Source organism: Undibacterium sp. GW821-FHT07F11 (genome assembly GCF_059418665.1).
Window position 1 is genome coordinate 852,164 of the sequence record NZ_JBWKQH010000001.1, and the last position, 22,051, is coordinate 874,214.

Consider the following 22,051-nt stretch of genomic DNA (forward strand, 5'->3'; position numbering starts at 1 on the left):
TGGCTTGATGCAAAAAACAGCTGTCTTTATACTTGGTCTGCATCTGAATCATGCTGAGTCATGGTTTGGCGCAATCGCAAACATCATTTCCCTTGTCGAAAATGATACGCCAGACACCAGGGCTCTCCAGTCTCCAGATAGAGGTAAAAGTAGCCACCAGCTTGCCTTGCGGGTCACGTACCGGCCCGCTGCTGAGCGCCAGTTTGCCTGACTCCAGGACTTCTACCGTTTCCGGTGCCCAGGAAAAAGGTGCGGCAGAGCCTTCGTAAAAGCGTTTCCAGGCTGCGGCCACTTCCTGCTTGCCGTGCAAAACCTTTTTGGTCGAAAAAAAGATGGTTTCATCTGCCAGAAATTCTGTAAAAGCCTTGTGGTCGCGTACTTCCATGGTCTTGGCAAAGGCAGTCTCGGTCTGCATAACCTGTTTGACCAGATCGGCATGATTTTCAGCGGCTTGGGCATGCAGGCTCAATGCCATACTAGCTACCAGACTAGCGGCCAGCAGCAAGCGTGAGTAAATGGCAGTCATAAGAAATCCCTTGAGGTCAAAATCAGCTTACTGGCTTTAAAAGAAACTGGCAATTTGTTCCAGTGGTTTCTTTTGTATATTCGGTATCAGGCAATGCTCAGCCGGATAACCAACTACTAGCAAAATATACGGTTTTTCATTGTCCGGCCTTTGCAGCAACTGGTTCAAAAATCCCATGGGGCTGGGTGTATGCGTCAGCGTTGCCAGGCCGGCATGATGCAGGGCGGAGATCAGGAAGCCAGTTGCAATCGATACAGACTCAGGCACGTAGTAGTTTTTAACAGCACTGCCATCGTCCATGAGCGTGGCTTTTTGGCCGAAGATCGCGATCAGGTAAGGCGCGGTTTCCAGGAACGGCTTGTCAGCATCCGTGCCGAGTGGCGCCAGTGCATCTTTCCATTCCTGGGGGGCACGGCGGTCATAAAATTCACGTTCTTCTATCTCGGCTTCAATACGTATCTTGTGTTTCAGTGCGGTGTCAGTGACAACGGCAAAATGCCAGGGCTGGTGATTGGCACCAGATGGCGCAGTACCGGCAGTCAATAAACAGGCTTCTATAATTTCACGTGGTACGGTACGGTCAGAAAATTCCCGTATGGTTTTGCGCCGTTTCATGTCCTGATAAAAGCTTTGCGCCCTTTCCAGCATTTCTGCTTCTGGGTAAGCCTGATAAGTTGATAAGGGTATGAATTGTGGTGATCCCTGATTGAATGAAAGTTTGCTCATGGCTTGTTCCTGTCAATGTAGTTAGTAGGGCTGCTTGGTAAGCGCTTGTTTGGTATTAGTCGTTGCGGTTTTTCCTGAATGCCAGCCAACCGGCAATGGCAGTAAACGTCGCTACGATGGCGACCACGATCCAGAAACCATTTTCATGCTGCGCCAAAGGCACACCACCCACGTTCATGCCCAGCAAACCGGCGATGATATTGATGGGCAGGGCCAGCACCGTTACTATCGTCAAGACGAATAGTGAACGGTTATTCTGTTCATTGACGCTGGCAGCAATTTCTTCCTGCAAGAGCTTGATACGTTCCTGCAACGAAGCCATGTCACTCAGTACCACGGCAAATTCTTCGGTGGACTGGCGCAACTCCTGTACATCACGCTCGGCCACCCAGATTGGTGGTCTTTGCAGCAGGCGAAACAAGGCGGCAGGTTCAGGCGCCAGTAGTCTTTGCAGGCGCACCAGCACGCGGCGTAACTCACCGAGGTTGGCCCGTTTATGATTCAAACGGTCAGCCAGCAAGTGGTCTTCGATATCGTCGATTTTTTTGATGAAATTGCGCACTATGCCTATCAGTACATCAGCCTGGTCACGCAATAAATGGGTCAGTAACTCTGTCGGTGAACTGAAATGCTCGCCCTGGTTGACGGCATTGCGCAATCTGTCTACCGACTTCAGGGGTTTGCGCCGGGCGCTGATCATGACATTGCTGCTGACATTGAGCCACAGGGTGGCGATGTCCGAGGCTTCAAAGGCAAAGTCATGCAAGACATCATTGACGACCGCGATCAGGCTATGGTCGGCATGCTCGATACGGGTGGAGCGTGAGCCTTCATGCAGGGTTTCGAAAAACTCGTCTGGCAGGGCAGCGTACTCGCGCAGCCATTTCTCGGCGGCGACATTGGATAAATTGAAATGCAGCCAAATGAAAGAATCATCTCTGGCACCGTGTCTGGATTGCAGCCATTCGACGGCTTCTTTGGTATCGAGCAGTTTGCCAGGCTGCTCATGCGCAAAAATATAGCCACAGATCTGCCCCGACTGATCTGAACCATACGATAAGTGATCTGTTTGCATTGGCTGTCCAGGCGAAGAAACTGGGCATATTGTAAATCAGCCAAGCAGATACTTGCCTGGCTTTCCACACAGAATTTAACTGATCAGCATGTTCTTGTATGACAGCGAAGCCTGGCGTATGCAATCCTGGAAGGTCAGGGCAGCATGTGACAAAGGCCGGGTCTTGTTCCATATCATACCTACCGGGCTGGGCAAGTGACCCAGATTCAATGGCAGGATTTGCAAGACCCCTTCTGCCACCAACTGGCGTGCTGCCGACAGCGACAATAAACCCAGGCGCGGAGGTTCCATCAGCAAGGGTACATTCACTGAGCGTGATACTGATTCAATAACATCGGTAGGTTTGTTCAAACCATTCTTGGCCAGCAGATTGATCATGCGTTGATGCGTTGGGGATTCTTCTACCGACAATATCCAGGGCAGGTTATTCAAATCCATCCAGGTCAGATTATCACGACGTGCCAAAGGGTTCTTGCTGGAAGTTACAATGACCAGAGGATCGTCATACAGGACTTCTTCCTGCAAATGTTCTGCTGCACGTTCAGAAAACACACGGCCTATGACCATGTCTATCTTGCCTTCGCGCAGTTCATGCAAGAGTTGATCGACCGTGCCATCCATGATGCATAAGGTGACATTCGGCCAGCTTGCCTTGAGTATCTTGACTGCCTTGGGAATGATGGTGGTGGAGACCACACTCAAAATGCCAACAGTGACCTTGCCCACCGTGCCGGTGGCCAGTGAACGCATCTCCTGATGTGCTTTTTGCAAGTTAAACAAGACTTCCCGCGCATGTCGTATCAGACATTCGCCAGAAGGTGTTGGTTTTATACCACGCCCAGCACGTTCGAATAACTTGACACCGATCCCTTCCTCCATCTCGCCCAGCATTTTGGAAACAGCCGGTTGGCTGACATGCAAAGTCGCCGCAACCTGAGCAACCGTCTGCTTGTCAGCCAGTTCCACGAGCAAGCGCAAGTGCTTGATCTTGAGTTGTCGGGCGAAATACTTTTCTATGGGTAAGGTATCAATCATAACTTTAATTATATACGTTTTCCTCAAATTCTCATTGGACGGTAATGAAATTGTAATGTGATCATTCTGAAATGCAACAAAGTGTATCGAATTGTGAATGTTGCAGAAACTGTGGATAAGCACAGTCGCTGAACAAATAAACCCAAATAAAACGATACGCAAATTGTTCAAGCACCGGTTTGGTTCGACCGCAAAAAGGCAAGTCAGTTCAGTAGGGTTTCTTGCCATCTTTGCAGTTTGTACCTGTTCATGTTTCACCAAGGAGATTCTGGATGTTTTATCAAGAGAAGAAATGTGCTTATGCTGTCAAGCTGGCACTGGCTATGTTGTCTGGCAGTATGTTGGTCAACGCTCAGGCGCAGACTGAGTCAGTAGAAAAAATCCAAAAAATTGAAGTCACTGGTTCCCATATCAAGCGTATTGATAAAGAAGGTACTTCTCCTATCCAGACACTGACGGCAAAAGACATCAGCCAAAGTGGTGCGACAACTGTTGCTGAATTGCTGCGCACCATTCCGGCTTTGGGCAGCGGTGGCGCATTCGATGCAGTTGACGGTGGCTTTTCCCGTGGTGTGGCAACAGCATCCCTGCGTGGCCTGGGTTCCAGCTCCACTCTGATTTTGTTGAATGGCCGTCGCATGACGCCATCAGCTTATGCAAATCCTAATCAAGGCCAATCAACGCTGTACGATATCAACAGCATTCCATTGTCCATGCTGGAACGTGTAGAGATTTTCAAGGATGGCGCATCTGCGGTGTACGGCTCTGATGCTATTGCCGGTGTAATCAACTTCATCACCAAGAGCGATTACCAGGGCGTGCAAATGAACGCCAGCATGGGCGCCAATGATGACAACAAGTTCAAGAAAAAAAGCGTCAGTGCTTTCGCCGGTTTTGGTAACTATGGCCAAGACGGCTACAACATTACTGTCAGCGCTGAAATTTCCAAGCGTGACCGCGTTGCCATCAAGGATGCCAACGATGTAGAAAAAGATCTGTACAGCGTACTCAACACCCGTCTGTCACCTTATTCCAGCAGCATCAGTAACCAGCCTTTCTTCTATCGTGAACGTACACCGGGCAGCAAGACTTTCTTCTCTGCCAATGATGCCAACGTGATCAACCGCACTAATTGCGATCCATCCCGTCTGATCACAGGTGGCGCGCAATACAATATCGCAAGCACCAGCGTCTTGTTTGGTCGTCAGTTCTGTAACTACAATCTCGACGATTTTGCTGAAGTCCAGGGCGCTGGCCAGGACATCAGTGCAATGTCACGCGGTATCTATCAAATCAACGATACCTTGTCCGCTTTTGCTGAAGTTGCTTACACCAAAACTGACCGTGATTACACAGGTGGTTCACGTTCCATCGATGGCCGTACTCCATCCACAGCATTTGCATTGTCTGGCGCTGGCACACCATTCCAGGCTATCTTGCCAGTTGGCCATCCTGACAATCCTTTCCCTACCAGCCGTGCTGCAGTTGTCTACCGTTTTGAAAATGTCGCAGGTGGTACCACGACTACCAACGAAGCTCTGCGTTTTGCTTCTGGTTTGAAAGGTAGTTACAAGACCTGGGACTGGGAAACTGGCGTTTTGTGGAACCGTTCCGAGCGTACTGACAATTCCAATGGCTTCCTGTTGCTGCCAGAAGTGCAAAAGCTGATAGACCAGAACATGTCTTTGGCCGATGTTGCCAAACAGCCTAACCTGAGCCGTCCACTGAAGAGCGTTGGTGTTGCTGAAATCGCCCAGGCTGACTTCAAGGCAAGTACAGAATTCGGTAGCCTGCCTGGTGGCGCAATTGGTTTTGCATCCGGCGTTGAATTCCGTCAGGAAAAAATGACGTTGACACCAGATAACCTGACCAGCTCTGGCCAGATTCTGGGTCTGGCTAACCAGTTCATCCAGGGCCAACGTAACGTTACTTCCGCTTTCGTTGAAGTGCGTACACCGATCCTGAAAAACTTTGAAATGGATTTCGCTGGCCGTATCGATAAATACCCTAGCTTCAAAACCAATTTCGTACCAAAAGTTGGCGCAAAATGGACCGTCAATGATTCTCTGGCATTCCGTTCCACTTATGCACAAGGTTTCCGTGCACCGGCACTGGTACAGGTGACTGCAGGCGGTACACAGACTTTCCTGAACAGCCTGGTTGATCCTATCCGCTGCCCTGATGGTAAGACACCTTTGACTGGTGCCGACAATACTGATTGCTCCAGAAGTATTTCGACACTGATCCGTCAAAATCCTAACCTGAAGCCAGAAACATCACGCAGCTTCTCTCTGGGTATGGTCTTGTCACCTACACGTGATTTCGACATCCTGGTTGATTACTACAACATCCGTAAAGAAGACGAAGTTGCAGCGCTGTCGTCCACACTAATCCTGAATAATCAAGATGCTTATCCAGGTACTGTGATCCGTGACACCAATCCTGTCAATTTTGTTAAAGACAAGAACGGTAATGTCGTCCCTAACTCTGGACCGCTGATTTCTCTGTTGAGGAACTACATCAACCAGGGTAGTACTGTAGTCAGTGGCGTTGACGTTGAAATGGCAATGCGCAACAACCTGGGCACTAATGGCAAACTGGATACACGTTTCCGTACTTCCTACACGATAGAATACCGTCGTGCAGAAAAACCGGGCGATCCAGAAACCAACCTGGTTGGCACACGCGGTGGTTTGTCCAACTTCTCTACCAGCGTTGGCGACATCCCTCGTTTGCGTGCGACACTGTCCTCTTCCTGGACTAAAGAAGCGCACACAGTCAACGGTGCAATCAACTTTGTTGGCGGCGTATCCCTGATGCGTTACACCAATGCTGCTGAAACTTACCCAGTTTCTTATTGCCACTATGGTACTGGCCAGCCATCCACAGCGACATCGCTGGGCGGCGTAGCCAAATACCTGACGTATGTACCTGAATGTTCCGTTGCCAGCTGGACGACAGTTGACCTGGGTTATACATACAAAGGCTTTAAAGATCTGACTATCGGTGTGCGTGTATTGAACGCTCTGGATTCCAAGGCACCATATGATCCAAGCTCCAGCTATACGACAACTGGTTACAACGACAGCTTGCACAATGCTTATGGCCGTGCATTCCGTCTGAACGTAGGTTATGTCTTCAAATAATCTGCGTGTAATGTAAGTCAGTACAAAAACAGGGGCTCAGGCCCCTGTTTTTTTGTCTTGAACGCCTTGGCTTGTTACGTAGCCAGTGCATTTTTTTATGAGCTATAGAGAAGATTCAGTATAATCATGGCAAGTTAAAAAGAACTGCTCCCTTTGGCAAACCAGCTTATTCACACAGATATGTCATCCCGATGACGCTGGAATTTTTGATACAAGTAGAAAGCACGCTATGTTTAGTTGGTTTAATTCAAAAGAAGAAAAAGCGTTCGGCTTGCAACTTGCTGAATTTGTCATCAAGGAAATCCCGCTAGAGATTGTCAAAAAAAAGCAGGATAAAACCATCATCAAGCGCCAGAAAGTCATGCAGCAGGTCGCGAGCAAGGTGTTGGAATTCAAACGCGACCACCGCTTGAATGTGTATAAAAAGGCACAGCTGGGAAATAGCTTCAAGTGGCGTTTGCTGGAAGAAGGTTTTGATGCAGATGTCGCCAAGGAACTGACGACGATAGTAGTCAGGGAAATGGGTTAAGTGTTGAAGTGTTGTTAATGCATCCTGCAGCAGACTACAGGATGCTTATTGAGGATTGCGATCAGATCCTGCCGCTTATAAATTCGGTGCCAGCCAGCGTTCTACTTCATCCTTTGGCACGCCACGTCGTTCAGCCATATCAGTGACCTGGTCACCGGCAATTTTACCTACGCTGAAATACTTCGATTCAGGATGGGCAAAGTAAAAGCCCGATACTGCCACGCCCGGTATCATGGCCCATGATTCGGTGATGTACATCTCGATTTCTTCACACTACATCTGTTTGAACATTTCGGTTGCGACGGACTTGCCTTGCAAATGTCAAATCGGTTGTCCTGAGACTTACGCCGCAAACGCAGCTCGTCCTCCATGGCTGAACGAAAATACGGCATACACCTGCAGCCAGAACCTGGTTCTCCAGGTCCGGGTACGGCCTGATACTTCCTTGTGATCTTCCACGCCAGACAAAACCGTAACGGAATAATTTGTCTGGATGCCGATTGACAGTAAAGCGGTGCGAAAACATAAAGCCTGGCACTAACGAGCTAAGCAATTGAATTTATTCGACTTTTGACAAGACAATAATGGCTTATTATATAATTTTAAATTAGCTGTCTGGAGAATCTGGTTGCAATAAACGCAAGATGGCGCGCTGATCGCTTCAGGTTTTATCTAACCCTATCCAAATCCCAATGAATTCAGCTGCCTCAGCACGGACACCGGCCCCTGGTATTTTCCCGCCATTGAGTCATTATCAACTTCGTCATAGTCTCGGTGAAGGCGGCTTTGGCCAGGTGTTTGAGGCCTGGGATGAGAAATTGCGGCGCAGGGTGGCAATCAAGCGCATGAAACATGACAGTGGTCTGATAGGGGGCGAAGACCTTACCCGGGAAGCGCGTATGGCCGCTTCGCTGCACCACGCAGCATTTGTCAAAATTTATGCACTGGAAGAAGATCAAGACAGCCAATCAATTGTTATGGAGCTGGTGCCAGGCAAAACCTTGCGCCAGTTGCTCAGTGATCATGAATCCATGCACGCGCCAGGACACTTGTTTACTGAGGTACAGGTGCTGGCGATCGTGCAGCAAGTGGCTGAAGCCATGCGTGAAGCGCACCAGGCAAATCTTGTTCATGGCGACTTAAAACCCTCGAACCTGATGCAAGAGCCTTCGGGCACGGTGCGCATTCTCGATTTTGGGCTTGCCAACAAGAGCGATCCGGAAGCCACCGCCAGCATGGCGCGGCTTAATCCACAAGGCACGATTGCTTACATGGCACCGGAAAGACTGCTGGGCGCAGGTCTGTCGCCGCAGGTTGATGTTTATGCGCTGGGGGTGATTTTGTATGAACTGGCCAGCGGGCAGCGTCCGTTTGCCAATCTCTCCGGGATGGCGCTGGCAGCGGCACAGGTGCAATCGTCGTCGGATCAATGGGTATATCCGGCCAGTATGTCGCCGGGACTGGTGCAGCTGATCCGCGCCATGACTGCCAGAGAACCGGCACAGCGCCTGAAGAGTATGCAGCAAGTACTGGCTGGCCTGGCTGGTTTGTTGGGTCGGAGGGAGGGGCATGTCCAGACAACCGCCCCGACTACCGCACTGACAACATCGGCAGCACCTTTGGTTGGCGATGTTGCCGGGCAGCCTGCAATCCTTGGACACCGGGTGCCGGGCATCCGGCGCGGCGGTAAAGCCCTGGCTGGCAGTGCGTTGGTGCTGGCATTGATGGGGGGTATCTGGCAGGTTCAGCCGTATTTGGGCGAATTGTTGGCGAACGCCGCGCCGTTTTCCCCCTCGCTGGAAATGAAAAAGGGGTTGGCTGCGCTGGCTCAATGGGACAGGCCGGGCAGTGTGAATGAGGCCTCTGAGCACTTTTCCCGTATTTTGGGAAAACAACCGGATAACGCAGCCGCAGTCGCAGGCATGGCCCTGGTTTACCACTTTCGCTATCTTGGTGATAGTCGGGATGAAAACTGGCTGCAAAAAGCCAATGCCAGCGCCCAATTGGCGATGAGCCTGAATGATCAAATCGCCCTTTCCCGTGTTGCGCAAGCCACCATCGCGCGTGCGATGGGTAGGCCGGACGAAGCACTGCAAAGCTTTGATCACGCTTTGCGGCTGGACCCGGAAAACCTTTTTGCATGGTTAGGAAAAATGGAGGTAATGCAAGATTTGCACAAGACCGGGGAAGCATTACAAATGGCACAGCGGGGTTTGCAACGCTTCCCACGTGAACGCTTTTTTGCCGATCAAATTGGCACGATACAGTATCAAGAGGGAAAGCTGGATGAGGCTGAGCAGGCCTTTCGAAGCAGTTTGCAAATTCAACCCGATAGCGTTTACGCCTATGCGAATTTGAGTGCGGTGCTGGCACGCAAGAATAAATTCGATGAAGCGATGCATGTTTTGCAGCAGGGCTTGCAAGTGCGTCACAGTTTTACCCTTTATACCAATTTAGGCAATCTGCTTTTCTTGAGAGGCAATTATGTGGAAGCTGCCACCGCATTTGAAGCGGCGGTCTCGCCAACAAAAGGCAATCCAGGTAATTATCTGGGCTGGGCCAATCTCGCCGATACCTTGCTGTGGTTGCCGGGCCGCGAGGGGCAAGCACGCGACGCTTATCAAAAAGCACAAAACTTGCTCCAGCCCATCTTGCAACGCCACGCAGAAAATACCATGTATCAATCAAGGATGGCGCTTTACAGCGCGCGAGTCGGCGATAAACAAACCAGTGCACGATTATTGCAAACAGCATTGGCCAAACCTGCCAATGACCCCAGCCTGTATTTTCGTGCTGGCTTGGCTTACGAGTTGATAGGAGAACGTGAGCTGGCGATCAAGGCGCTACTGCAAGCACGCAAACTCGGTTATCCGAGCTCACACATCCAAGCCGAGCCTGGTTTGATTGCACTGCGCCGGGATTCGAGGTTTGCCAATTTACCATAACCAGTGCCTGATTTACTTGGCGCAGCTTTTGCTTGATCGAATTGTGAATGGCTCGCTGAAACGGGCAACCATTTAATTTGATTTTCAACCCAGCATTGACTTATCCAAGAGGAAATCATGAATTCAAGTCACAAAGTAATTTTATTTAAAGAAAATAACCTGACAGGTGAAGCCCTGGTTTTATTTGAGGCAACCGATCTTCACACCATTCCCGGTTGGATTGGCAATATTCACTCTGTACACATTTTGGCCGGGAGTTGGCTTGTACAACAGCCTGGCAAAACAGGGGTGGTATTCCAGGGATCGCTGATGGCATCAAATAATTATCAATCCGCGAATGTATTTTCTCCACCTTTTGAACAAATACGTCCATATGGCACCAGCAATCTTCCTGCAAGGAGCACCGAACCGAACCGAACGGTAACGACGCCGCAAACCTATCATTTGTTTTTTCATCCAGCGCAAAATGCATTTTCAATCAACCCGGCCCCGCCTCATCAATTCAAGATAGTTGATGCTCAGGAGAGTTTCCGCTGGCTAATTAACGATGGCGATACGTTGATCATCAATTGGGATGGTGAGCTTGGCCACCCATGGCTGGAATTCCGCCAACGCACACTCAAGCCTGGTGAAACCACCCCCGCCTCAGCACCAGTAGAGCCGACCAACGATATCATCATTGATAGTGCCAGTAACCCTATGCGTGTCACGTTGCAGCGCAAAGATTGCGCGCTTACCGTAGATTATCGCAATGGGGTGAAGTGGAGTATCGATTTTTGCTGGGATGGCGGCAAAATTGATCCAGAAATGCAAGTCGGCACGGGTTCGGGCAACCCGTAGAGTGATTGAGGTCAGAGAAAAATTATGCGTTTTCTCTTTCCGTAATGATTCGTCTTTGCCCACTGTCAAACCGTGTAAAGCGCCGTCCAAACAAAAAAACCAGCACCATATTTTCCACGTCTTTACGCCGCTTTACGCGGCACCAGCCCGCCACGACGCAATTACAGCCATTTTTTAGCTGGCACAAGCTTTGCGATAGGTAGCTTGTCCGACAGCGATTCGCATTCCAGTCTCGCGATATAGCTGTAACCACGGAACAAGCCAATAAACCTGCATTGCAGGATTACTTATACCTACCCTGGAGAGAAATCATGACCTCGACCCAACATCAAGGCAAAGCCAATTTAACCCTGGTCAACAATACGGCGGGCACTTTAAAAGTGTTAACCTGTGGCAGTACGTTTGATTTGGCCCCGCATACCCGCCACACCCGTATGGTGGAACTACCAAAGCAAACACTGATGCCCGTAGTGGCGAGCAGTAACTTACCCCAGTTCAATTTTCAATTCGATGCCAAAACCGGTGAAAACAGCCATAGCGCCCAGGAGTACGATTACCCGCTGGACGGCCACGCCAATGTCTATCAGCATATCGGTCAGGAAAGTGGGGCAGTAAGAGCGATGACTCTGAATATCGGCCCGGCATTTTCTTCAAAATACTGGATGAGCATGCTTGATATCACCCCCGATACCACACTGGCCGATATTACCATTCCAGGCACCCATGACAGTGCCACCTGGAAGGGCAGCCGTGCCAGTCAATGCCAAAAATTGACGATGCGGCAGCAACTGGAAGCGGGCATCCGCTGGTTTGATTTACGTCTTTCCGTTTCCGGCGACGACATGCTGATTTACCATGGCCCGGAATCCCAGGACATCTATTTAGCCAAGGATTTATTACCCGTCATCAAGGATTTTCTGGCCACCTACGCCAGTGAAACCGTGATAATTTGCGTACAAAATGTCTCTTGGCCCCATCAAAAGAGTGAGTTTGATCCGCTGCTGAAAAAGCTCCTGATTGCGGGCGTGAGCCATAACAAATTATACGACCGCCCACACATGCCCAAGCTGGCCGATCTGGCCGGATGCGTGGTGCTGATGCGTCAGGACACAGGAGCCACTTTCGGCATCATGGCGCAAAACTGGCCTGATGACGACAGCGGAGTAGTGAATGATCCAAGCGGCAATTTTAACTATTCTGTGCAAAATGTTTATAAATTTGGCCCGGATGTATTAGCCGCAAAATGGGGCCAGGTCCATGCGCAATTGGAACGTAGCGTGAACAAAACCGATGGCACTGCCTGGTATGTCAACTTCACCAGCGCCAGCCGGGCACCAATTACCGATCCGATTGACATTGCCATTGGCTCGGGCCCTAACAGCATCAATTATCGGCTGCATAGCTATCTGTGCCAGCAGGCAGGGCCACGACTGCTTGGGACGGTACCAATCGACTTTCCTGAAGCACCTTACGGCTTGATCAAACTGCTCATTTCAATGAACAAACTCAAATGATGCCGTTTTGTTTCTGAAGTTGGCGTGCCAAAGCCAGCCGCCGCCGCAAACCTTCTGCAGGGGTTTTCAGGCGCGCGGCGCAGGCATCCACATTACCTGCCACCTCGACCAATACCCGTTGAATTTCTTCAGCATCGATTTGGTCGGCACGGCGAATGTGCGGGTGCTGCTCCAGCAGCTTATACAGTGAGGGCCGGGAAATACCCAGTTCGGTGGCTGCTCCTTGTATCATCCAGTCGTTATTATCCAGCGCTGCCAACACGTCGGCATTACTCAGGTCTGCCGGGCGCTTGTGATTACGCCTGGGTAATGGTATTGGCTCGTGCGGCAACGCAGGCAAGGGCGTAACATCCGTTATGTCTGGTGTGACGGGTGCAGCCATGTTTCTCACTGCACGCACAGGCCGTGCCGTGCCGCTTTCTATCAGCTCGGCCAACGCTGGCATTTCTCCTGTGGAAAGCACCAGCATCAAACGTCGCACCACATGGCGCAATTGCCGGATATTGCCGGGCCAGTCATAAGTCGCCAATTGCGCCACCAGCGGTGCAGGCAATTCAACCGCCCCCTTGCCGGGTAAATCGCCCGCTTGCATCAAGTGCAAAATCAACAAACCCGTGTCTTCACGCCGCTCGCGCAGGGGAGGGATGGCGATGGTAAACCCTTCCAGCCGCCGCAGCAGGGCTGGATTAAAACCGCCATCATACAAATCCTGATCCGTAGCCGCAATAATACGTGCGTTCGATCGCACATCGGCTAGCGCTCCCAAGGGGCGGTAATCACCTTTTTCGAGAACGCGCAGCAGCATAGGCTGCACCACCGCAGGCGCATTGCCGATTTCATCGAGAAACAGCGTGGCATCCTGCGCCTGAGCAAAAAAACCACCACGTGAATTTTGCGCCCCGGTATATGCGCCCTTGGCCGCGCCAAATAAATCAGCCGGAGCCAAAGCTTCATTCAAGGCCGCCATATTCACGCTCACCAGAATTTGGCTGGCGCGTTGCGACAGGGCGTGGATGGCACAAGCCGCTACCTCCTTACCGGTGCCAGTCTCACCCAGCAGCAGTACTGTGGCGTTGGTCGGTGCCACCTGAATAATTTGGTCGCGCATCTTGATCGCTGCACTTCCCACTCCAATCAAACCCGCTACTGGGTTATGGCGTGGCAGGCAATGCATAAAGTGCAGGCACAGCACCACAGCGCGAGCCAAAACCACAATGACACCCTGTTCAATTTGCTCGCTTGAAAGTTGCTGTGTGCCCTGCGCCACTGCGCCGTTGATTTCCAGTACCATTTTGCTCGCCGAAGCCTGCACGGTAACGCTGTCGTCCGGATTGCGCACAAGGTGGGTGGCTTGGCGGGAAATGCCATCATGTCCCAGTCCCAGACCATCCTTGCCTGGTTTGCAAAACAAAGGCTGGTAGCGTGCCAGGTCGAGGCTGTCGTGCACCATAATGCATTGCTCGCCGATGCGGCTGTGATCCGGGTGCCAGATAATACTCAGGCATAGCATGGGCCGCCCGGCCTGCGGGCTATGGTAAATCGGCGTGGTCCGGGTGAGCTCGTCGTGTTTCAAGGCGGTGTGGCAGGGCACTTTAAGAAATTAATCATACCAGAAAGCCTGGATTTGCCGTGCATGTGCGGGCACTTCTTCTGCACATTGCACTGGCCGACAAGGCCGGTGGCGCTGGTGGTGACACGCAATTACAATTGAAAAATAGCGAGATGGGAAATAGGGAACCGCACTACAAATATGCTCTGGAAGGTGCCAAGCGCCGGCTGACACCTGCCCGCAAGGTCTGATTGTGCCAGACCAGGTTAATCTTTCGTCCGCCGTGGCGAGCAAAAAAAGCCTGCAAGTAGCAGGCTGGCCACCAACATGGCTGGCAATTCCATGCCGGCGCAAATGGCAACGGGTTTTTATAAATTTGGCGCAAGCCAGCGTTCTACTTCATCCTTTGGCACGCCACGTCGTTCAGCCATATCAGTGACCTGGTCATCGGCAATTTTACCTACGCTGAAATACTTCGATTCAGGATGGGCAAAGTAAAAGCCCGATACTGCCGCGCCCGGTATCATGGCCCATGATTCGGTGATATACATCTCGATTTCTTCACACTGCATCTGCTTGAACATCTCGGTCTTGACCGTATGTTCCGGGCAGGCCGGGTAGCCAGGGGCAGGGCGTATGCCTTTATAGCTTTCCTTGATAAGCTCTTCATTGGAGAGCGCTTCATCGGCGACATAGCCCCACAGGTCTTTACGTACGCGTTCATGCAGGTATTCGGCAAAGGCTTCAGCCAGACGGTCGGCCAGTGACTTCAGCATGATACTGCTGTAGTCATCATGGGCGTCTTCAAAGCGCTTTTCATACTTTTCTATACCCAGGCCAGCAGTCACGGCAAACATGCCTATATAGTCCTTGATGCCACTGTCTTTCGGCGCAATGAAATCTGACAGGCACTGGTTGGGTCTTTGCACGCCATCAATGATGGGTTTCTCGGTTTGCTGGCGGGTGCCGTAATAGGTCAGGGCCACCTGACTGCGTGTGTCGTCGGTGTAGATTTCTATATCGTCGTCATTGACGGTATTGGCAGGCAGCAGGGATACCACGCCATTCGCCGTCAGCCAGCGGCCTTCGATGATTTTCTTCAGCATGGCCTGGCCCTCGGCAAATACCTTGGTGGCTGCTTCGCCGACGACTTCATCCGTCAATATCGCCGGGAAGGGGCCAGCCAGGTCCCAGGTCTGGAAGAACGGGCCCCAGTCTATGTAATTGGCAATTGTCGCCAGATCAATATTCTTGAACAGGCGGCGACCGATGAATTTGGGTTTGACCGGCGCATTGCTGCCAGTGAAATCCACTTTCATCTTGTTGGCACGCGCTTGCGCCAGCGTGACCATGGGTGTGGCTTTTTTATTCGCATGCTGGGTGCGAATGCGTTCGTAATCACTGCCCAGGTCTGCGATGTACTGGTCACGGCTTTCCGGTGTCAGCAGCGACTGTGCAACCGACACTGAGCGCGAAGCATCGGCGACATACACCACCGGGCCTTCATAGTTGGGCGCAATCTTTACTGCGGTATGCGCACGGCTGGTAGTCGCGCCACCGATCAGCAGCGGGATCTTGAGCATGCGGAAATGCGGGTCACGCTGCATCTCTTTGGCGACGTAAGCCATCTCTTCAAGAGATGGGGTGATCAGACCAGACAGACCGATGATGTCGGCATTTTCTGCCTTGGCCTTGGCCAGGATTTCTGAACAGGGCACCATCACGCCCATGTTGACCACTTCAAAATTATTACATTGCAAGACCACGGTAACGATGTTCTTGCCTATGTCATGCACATCACCCTTGACGGTAGCGATGACGATCTTGCCCTTGGGCTTGTTGTCGCCGCTGCGTTTCTTTTCTTCTTCGATATAGGGAATCAGATGGGCCACTGCCTGCTTCATGACGCGCGCAGATTTCACTACCTGCGGCAAGAACATCTTGCCCTGGCCAAACAGATCACCAACGATATTCATGCCCGCCATCAGCGGGCCTTCGATGACCTGGATAGGGCGGCCACCATCCGCCATGATGGCAGCGCGGGCTTCTTCCGTGTCTTCGACGATCCAGTTGGTGATGCCGTGCACCATCGCATGGGCCAGGCGTTTTTCTACCGGTTCATTACGCCATTCCAGCGTGGCTTCTTCTTTTTTGCCGCCCGCTTTTAAGGTGGCGGCGATTTCTATCATGCGCTCGGTAGCGTCTTCACGGCGGTTCAGCACCACGTCTTCGACACGCTCGCGCAATTCCGCATCGAGTTCGCTATACACGCCAACCATGCCGGCATTGACGATGCCCATGGTCATGCCGGCCTTGATGGCGTGGTACAGGAATACTGTGTGGATCGCTTCACGTGCCGGGTCGTTGCCACGGAAAGAGAAACTCACGTTCGACACACCGCCGCTGATCTTGGCACCGGGCAGGTTTTTGTGTATCCAGGCCGTCGCTTCGATAAAATCAACGGCGTAATTATTGTGTTCTTCTATACCTGTCGCGACCGCAAAAATATTCGGATCAAAGATAATGTCTTGGGGATCAAAATCCAGACTATCGACCAGCAGGCGATAGGCACGTTCACAAATTTCCACCTTGCGCGCATAGGTATCTGCCTGGCCTTTTTCATCAAAGGCCATGACGATGACAGCCGCACCATAGCGCTTGCACAGCGTGGCCTGGCGCAGAAATTCTGCTTCCCCTTCTTTCATGGAAATCGAGTTGACGATGGCCTTGCCCTGTACGCATTTCAGGCCTGCCTCGATGACCGTCCACTTCGACGAATCGATCATGATGGGCACGCGGGCGATATCGGGTTCAGAAGCAATCAGGTTCAGGAAGCGTGTCATCGCTGCCAGTGAGTCCAGCATCGCTTCATCCATATTGATGTCGATGACTTGCGCGCCGTTCTCTACCTGCTGGCGTGCGACTGCCAGCGCTTCATCGTATTGCTCATTCAGGATAAGGCGGGCAAATGCTTTCGAGCCGGTGACATTGGTACGCTCACCAACGTTGACGAACAATGAGCTTTCATCAATCGTGAACGGCTCCAGGCCAGACAGACGCATCGCTGCTGGTACAGTCGGGATGTCGCGTGGGGTCTTGCTTTGCAGGATGTCGGCAATCGCCTTGATATGGTCAGGCGTGGTGCCGCAGCAGCCACCGGCGATATTGATGAAACCGGCTTCAGCAAATTCTTTCAGCAGGGCTGATGTATCGGCTGGCAATTCATCAAAGCCGGTATCACTCATGGGATTGGGCAAACCGGCATTCGGGTAAATGCAGACAAAGGTGTCGGCAATCTTCGACAACTCTTCTGCATATGGGCGCATCAGGGCAGCACCGAGAGCGCAGTTCAGGCCAACCGTCAGTGGTTTTGCATGACGCACAGAATTCCAGAACGCGGGTACCGTCTGGCCAGACAGGATACGGCCAGAAGCATCGGTCACCGTGCCAGAAATCATGATGGGCAGGCGGGTGCTGGTTTCTTCAAAAAACTGATCGATTGCAAACAATGCCGCTTTACAGTTCAGCGTATCGAATATGGTTTCGACCAGCAGCACATCGGCACCACCTTCAACGAGGCCGCGGGTTTGCTCCAGATAGGCAGCCACTAACTGGTCGAAAGTGACATTACGCGCAGCCGGGTCATTCACATCGGGTGAAATCGATGCAGTCTTTGGCGTCGGCCCCAGCGCGCCTGCCACATAACGTGGTTTATCCGGTGTTGAATATTTATCGCAGGCAGCACGCGCAATTTTGGCCGAGGCGACGTTCATCTCATAGGCCAGATGCGCCATGTGGTAATCATCTTGTGCAACAGTCGTCGCACCAAAGGTATTGGTTTCTATGAGGTCGGCACCGGCGGCCAGGTATTGTTCATGGATCTCGGCAATGACATGCGGTTGTGTCAGCGACAGCAATTCATTATTGCCCTTGACGAAAAGTTCGCGCACGGTTTCAGGGCCGGTAAAGTCCTTAAAACGCTCACCGCGATAATCTTCTTCGGTCAGTTTATAGCGTTGTATCATGGTACCCATGGCACCATCGAGTATCAGGATGCGCTTTTGCAAAATCTCGCGCAAACGGGTTTCGAGGGCAGATACAGGCAGGGTCGTAGTCATGATGTTTACTCGCAATAAAACAAAACCCGATCAGCTTGTGTGTGCAGGCGGATCGGGCGACGTCCTTTTAGCAGCACTTATTACGCGCCCGCAATCTGAATCTCAAATCGGCGCAAGAAAGCGTAAATTATACGTCAAATCAAGGGCTTGGGTATGGCAGGCCTGCACCCTGTCGGTTTTTAATCATGACAAAATGCTAGTGATGGGTAATCGGAATGATAAAAAATGCCGAATCTGCCCTAAGCTTGATGCATTGGTGCGTACTCAGGCAGACTCGAATTAACAGTTTTTACTTGCCGAATTGCAGTGACAGCATCAATATTCTGTTTGCACTAATAAATTAAGGTAATGTCTGTGTACGACTATCATTTTTTGCCTTCCTGCCAATAAATCAGATGACAATTTCTGCATTGATTATTGAAGATCATCCGATCTACCGCGATGCCTTGCTGCTATTCATGCGGCATTTGTTGGGAGCAGCTCATGTAGCGGCGGTAACTTCAACAGAAGAAGCTCTGGCGCAATCGGCCGGGCTTGACGGTCTGCGCCTGATTTTGCTGGATCTGCGCTTGCCAGGCATGAACGGCGTAGAAGCCATCTGTTCGCTGCGCAAACATTATGCAGATGCCGCGATCGTCGTGGTCTCTGCTTCTGACGACAGGCGTGAGGTCGATGCAACATTGCGTGCAGGTGCAAAAGCCTTTATATCCAAAGCCGTATCCACCGACCTGATGATAGAAGTGGTGCGCAAAATACTGGCCAACGAAGTACTTGAAACTAATTGGATCACTTTGCGTGGCAAACAAGCCAACAAGGAAGAACCCTTGCTGGCTTTGACGCCCAGACAGCAAGAAACCCTGATTCTGCTTTGCCAGGGCCTGTCCAATAAAGAGATAGGCCTGCGCCTGGACCTGGCAGAAATCACCGTGAAAATGCATGTGACCTCGATATTCCGGGTACTCAATGTCGTCAACCGCACCCAGGCAGTATTGGCTGCCCGCAGTCTTGGGCTATACACGCCTGATCACTAAGTGCTTACTTACAAACTCCTTGAAAATTGTTACAATATGTAAGTGACAAAATTTAGGGATGTCGATGAGACGACTTTGCGCCATGCTGCAAAGTCAATTTCCATTCCCCGGCTGATGTTCAATCTGCCTGGCTGATACCCGTGATGCCATCTTCCCATGCCGCGTTTACTCCGGCAGGGATGTTGTGCTGTCTGAAAAACTGTCGGAACTGCATTTCTTGAATTGAATCTCAATTCACCTTCCATATTTTTTACTTTTATAAATAAGGCATTCCATGGGCATAAACGCCAGCACCATACAAAAACTCTATATCGCCTATTTCAATCGTCCAGCGGACGTTGCTGGTTTGCAGTATTGGGAAGGTCAACTGGATGCCAAGAAAATTTCTCTCGTCAGTCTGGCCCAGTCCTTCAGTGAGCAAGTGGAATACAAGACCATGTATGGCGGGAAAAACACTTCTGATGTCGTCATTGCTTTGTATAAAAACCTGTTTGGCCGATCTCCGGATGCAGATGGTTTGAAATACTGGGCTGGCCAGATTGACGGAGGCATGGTTAATTTGGGAACAGCCGCTCTCGCGATAGTGAATGGGGCGACGCCACAAAGTGTGGATGGTGCAACGATAGATAACAAGCTGACCTTTGCCGCAAACTTTACTGCCAGTCTTGACACCGCTACAAAAGCAGCGAGCTATAGCTCTGCCAGCACATTCGAGGTCATGCGCAGCATACTCTCTGGCGTGACGGCGACAGGTAGCTTACCGACGCTGACGGCAAGCAAGCAGGTCAAAATCGCTGATGCGACCAATGGAATCAATAAAATAGAAAAACTCGCAGGCATTGACGTTGTCGTCGATTTGACAGGGGTTCAGACCTATGCGGGCTACAAAGTGGAATTGATGAATGGCGATAATTCATTCACTACGTCTGTAACGCATCTGCTCACCGTTGATGAGGCAAACGCGCATAAAGCGGTAATCACTATCCCTGGCGGTAGCAACTGGGGTGACGACGGCTATAAATTTGTCGGCGTTAAAGTCTCGGACATTTTTGGAAATACAGGTAGTGTCGGTGGTCAACTTGGACTGTTATTGGATACGACGCCGCCATCCTTGCCTCCTTCTGCCTTTTATGTGCAAAGATGGATCTATGATCCCAAGACTTTGTCAGACGCATACAAGCAGATAAAAATCGTTTTCGACAGTTTTCAATTTAATATCAAAGCAGGTGAAAATACCGGTGGTAGGGCGGCCTTACAATTGAAAGGGCTGACTGTGGCAACTGACAATACGATCAATGCAACAGACACCACATTGAATTTTTCTTTTGATACAGTTTTAGGTGCGCAACTAAATGATAGCTATTTTACGGCGCCCAATTATGGTGGCGACATTAGTCTGGTGATTACTGATGCTGCTGGAAATAATCTGGTCTATGGATTCAATAGCTATCAGGTTAACCACACATTTAAATATGTTAGCGGTACGCCTGCAAGCAATATTTCTATTATCCCCGTCGGAGGAAATATTGTTGCCAATACGATTAATAGCAGCAATACGAATCTGCTGGTAAGAGCGACCATCAATCCATTGGAATACCTGCTTAAGAGAGCTATCCTGAAAATTAACGGCAGAGAGGTTGCTTACGATGACAGTATATTTAGCTCGGATACCACAGTTGATTTCAATTTAGGGGCATCCACGAACGCGCAATTGCAAAGCATGATAAAAAATGGTGGTGTGGTTTCGGTGACAATGATAGACCTCAACGACAAGGCGGTAGAAAGTATAGTCAATCCTACTTTACTGACCAATTTCACTTCTGCGTCATTGCAGCATGATGTGCTGATGTTTAGTGGTCCAGTGCAGCTTGCTGCTGGTCATGTGGCGTCTTCAGATGTGGTGACCTTAGCGACACCGGTGGCATTGATTGGGCAAGCACATCAAGCACTTAGTTTGGAAGTAATATCTACCTGATTGAAAAAAGGCACATCACGGTCTTGCTGTGATGTGCCAAGGGGAATCGTAAAAAGGGAAATAAAGTTGCTGCTTGGCTTGTGCTTAGCCAGTTTTTTTGCGGCTGACCACGAGGCTGGCAATTATTGAGCTGCCGAGCAAGGTGCCGATAACGATCAGTGAGATGCTGGTTGGTACATGCATCCATTTCACGATAAGCATCTTGATACCGACAAACATCAACACAAACGCCAGGCCAAATTTCAGCAGATGGAAGCGGTCTGCCATATCTGCCAGCAAGAAATACAGTGCACGCAAGCCCATGATGGCAAAGATATTTGATGTGAACACGATGAACGGGTCAGTCGTCACAGCAAAAATCGCCGGTATCGAATCAACAGCAAAAATCACGTCGGATATTTCTATCAGGATCAACACCAGGAACAAGGGGGTGAAAAAGCGCTTGCCGTTTTCCTTGATGCTGAATTTTTCCGCATGAAACTCTTTGGTGAAAGGCAGCAGTTTTTTCGCCAGACGCAAGACTGGATTTGCTTCCAGATCAGGTTCCTGTTCAGCTGCCACCAGCATGCGCATACCTGTGATCAGCAAGAAAATACCAAACAGATACAGCACCCATGAGAACTGCGCTACCACCCAGCTACCAGCCAATATCATGATAATTCGCATGACGATGGCACCCAGTACGCCGTACAGCAAAACCTTGCGCTGGTATTGGGGCGGCACTGCAAAGTGACCAAAGATCAGCAGGAAGACAAATACATTATCAACCGACAGGGATTTTTCTATGACGTAGCCGGTCAGAAATTCCATGGCCTTGGCCGTAGCCACTTCACGACCAACGGTGTCAGACAAATAAATCCACAGACCAAAATCGAATAACAAGGCCAGGCTGACCCAGACGATAGACCATGCCGCCGCTTCCCTGACGCTGACTTTATGAGCGCGCGAACCACCAAGGGCCAGCACGTCGATTGCCAACATGAGTAAAACAAAAGCGATAAATACTGCCCACATCCAGGGCTGAGCGACGGAATGGATCATT

At 50.7% G+C, this 22,051-nt stretch carries 16 protein-coding genes and 1 pseudogene; 9 read left to right on the forward strand and 8 right to left on the reverse strand.

From position 1 onward, the window contains the following. Nucleotides 1-58 precede the first annotated feature (58 nt). From AC07OI_RS03665 to AC07OI_RS03680, 4 genes are all read right to left on the reverse strand, one after another. Complete coding sequence (locus AC07OI_RS03665) at nt 59-526, reverse strand: YybH family protein (RefSeq protein ID WP_492707409.1); 468 nt, start codon at nt 524-526, stop codon at nt 59-61. 36 nt (nt 527-562) lie between these two features. Beyond that, on the reverse strand, nt 563-1,252 hold the full coding sequence (locus AC07OI_RS03670) for a nitroreductase family protein (protein WP_492707408.1): 690 nt from the start codon (nt 1,250-1,252) through the stop codon (nt 563-565). Between the two features lie 55 nt (nt 1,253-1,307). Beyond that, entirely contained in the window at nt 1,308-2,327 is a 1,020-nt protein-coding gene (locus tag AC07OI_RS03675; protein WP_492707407.1) for a transporter, read from the reverse strand. Between the two features lie 75 nt (nt 2,328-2,402). Beyond that, entirely contained in the window at nt 2,403-3,362 is a 960-nt protein-coding gene (locus AC07OI_RS03680) for a LysR family transcriptional regulator (protein ID WP_492707405.1), read from the reverse strand. 272 nt (nt 3,363-3,634) lie between these two features. Here AC07OI_RS03680 and AC07OI_RS03685 point away from each other — a divergent pair, with 272 nt between their 5' ends. Together AC07OI_RS03685 and AC07OI_RS03690 are read left to right on the forward strand one after the other, a co-directional pair. Beyond that, on the forward strand, nt 3,635-6,508 hold the full coding sequence (locus tag AC07OI_RS03685; RefSeq protein ID WP_492707404.1) for a TonB-dependent receptor plug domain-containing protein: 2,874 nt from the start codon (nt 3,635-3,637) through the stop codon (nt 6,506-6,508). A gap of 229 nt (nt 6,509-6,737) precedes the next feature. After that, the gene (locus AC07OI_RS03690; RefSeq protein ID WP_492707403.1) at nt 6,738-7,037 is read left to right on the forward strand and encodes a hypothetical protein; all 300 of its coding nucleotides are present in this window, start codon (nt 6,738-6,740) and stop codon (nt 7,035-7,037) included. Between the two features lie 75 nt (nt 7,038-7,112). Here the strand turns inward: AC07OI_RS03690 and AC07OI_RS03695 are convergent. Further along, nucleotides 7,113-7,310 (reverse strand): annotated as a pseudogene (locus AC07OI_RS03695) (vitamin B12 dependent-methionine synthase activation domain-containing protein); the annotation flags it as partial. A gap of 419 nt (nt 7,311-7,729) precedes the next feature. Between AC07OI_RS03695 and AC07OI_RS03700 the strand changes: the two are divergent. From AC07OI_RS03700 to AC07OI_RS03710, 3 genes are all read left to right on the forward strand, one after another. Further along, nucleotides 7,730-9,982 (forward strand): protein kinase domain-containing protein, encoded by a 2,253-nt coding sequence (locus tag AC07OI_RS03700; RefSeq protein ID WP_495256328.1) that lies wholly within the window; start codon nt 7,730-7,732, stop codon nt 9,980-9,982. A 117-nt stretch (nt 9,983-10,099) separates the two neighbouring features. Continuing rightward, nucleotides 10,100-10,822, forward strand: coding sequence for a beta/gamma crystallin family protein (locus AC07OI_RS03705; RefSeq protein WP_495256329.1), 723 nt, complete (start codon nt 10,100-10,102; stop codon nt 10,820-10,822). A gap of 311 nt (nt 10,823-11,133) precedes the next feature. Then, nucleotides 11,134-12,336, forward strand: a complete 1,203-nt coding sequence (locus tag AC07OI_RS03710) for a phosphatidylinositol-specific phospholipase C domain-containing protein (protein WP_495256330.1) — start codon at nt 11,134-11,136, stop codon at nt 12,334-12,336. Here the strand turns inward: AC07OI_RS03710 and AC07OI_RS03715 are convergent. Next, nucleotides 12,329-13,909: a sigma 54-interacting transcriptional regulator gene (locus tag AC07OI_RS03715; RefSeq protein WP_495256331.1), complete on the reverse strand. Its 1,581-nt coding sequence runs from the start codon at nt 13,907-13,909 to the stop codon at nt 12,329-12,331. The two genes, AC07OI_RS03710 and AC07OI_RS03715, sit on opposite strands and share 8 nt — an antisense overlap. A gap of 62 nt (nt 13,910-13,971) precedes the next feature. Between AC07OI_RS03715 and AC07OI_RS03720 the strand changes: the two genes are divergently transcribed. Then, the gene (locus AC07OI_RS03720; RefSeq protein ID WP_495256332.1) at nt 13,972-14,136 is read left to right on the forward strand and encodes a hypothetical protein; all 165 of its coding nucleotides are present in this window, start codon (nt 13,972-13,974) and stop codon (nt 14,134-14,136) included. Between the two features lie 117 nt (nt 14,137-14,253). Here AC07OI_RS03720 and metH read toward each other — a convergent pair whose 3' ends face one another. Next, the gene (metH, locus tag AC07OI_RS03725; protein WP_495256333.1) at nt 14,254-18,003 is read right to left on the reverse strand and encodes a methionine synthase; all 3,750 of its coding nucleotides are present in this window, start codon (nt 18,001-18,003) and stop codon (nt 14,254-14,256) included. Here metH and AC07OI_RS03730 point away from each other — a divergent pair. The 3 genes from AC07OI_RS03730 to AC07OI_RS03740 all read left to right on the forward strand — a co-directional run bounded on the left by AC07OI_RS03730 (nt 18,002) and on the right by AC07OI_RS03740 (nt 21,009). Further along, nucleotides 18,002-18,286, forward strand: a complete 285-nt coding sequence (locus AC07OI_RS03730) for a hypothetical protein (protein ID WP_495256334.1) — start codon at nt 18,002-18,004, stop codon at nt 18,284-18,286. The two genes, metH and AC07OI_RS03730, sit on opposite strands and share 2 nt — an antisense overlap. A gap of 112 nt (nt 18,287-18,398) precedes the next feature. Then, the gene (locus AC07OI_RS03735) at nt 18,399-19,034 is read left to right on the forward strand and encodes a response regulator (RefSeq protein WP_492707390.1); all 636 of its coding nucleotides are present in this window, start codon (nt 18,399-18,401) and stop codon (nt 19,032-19,034) included. Between the two features lie 274 nt (nt 19,035-19,308). Beyond that, complete coding sequence (locus tag AC07OI_RS03740) at nt 19,309-21,009, forward strand: DUF4214 domain-containing protein (protein ID WP_495256335.1); 1,701 nt, start codon at nt 19,309-19,311, stop codon at nt 21,007-21,009. A gap of 84 nt (nt 21,010-21,093) precedes the next feature. Here the strand turns inward: AC07OI_RS03740 and AC07OI_RS03745 are convergent, their stop codons facing one another. Next, on the reverse strand, nt 21,094-22,050 hold the full coding sequence (locus AC07OI_RS03745) for a TerC family protein (RefSeq protein ID WP_492707386.1): 957 nt from the start codon (nt 22,048-22,050) through the stop codon (nt 21,094-21,096). Nucleotide 22,051: the final 1 nt, after the last annotated feature.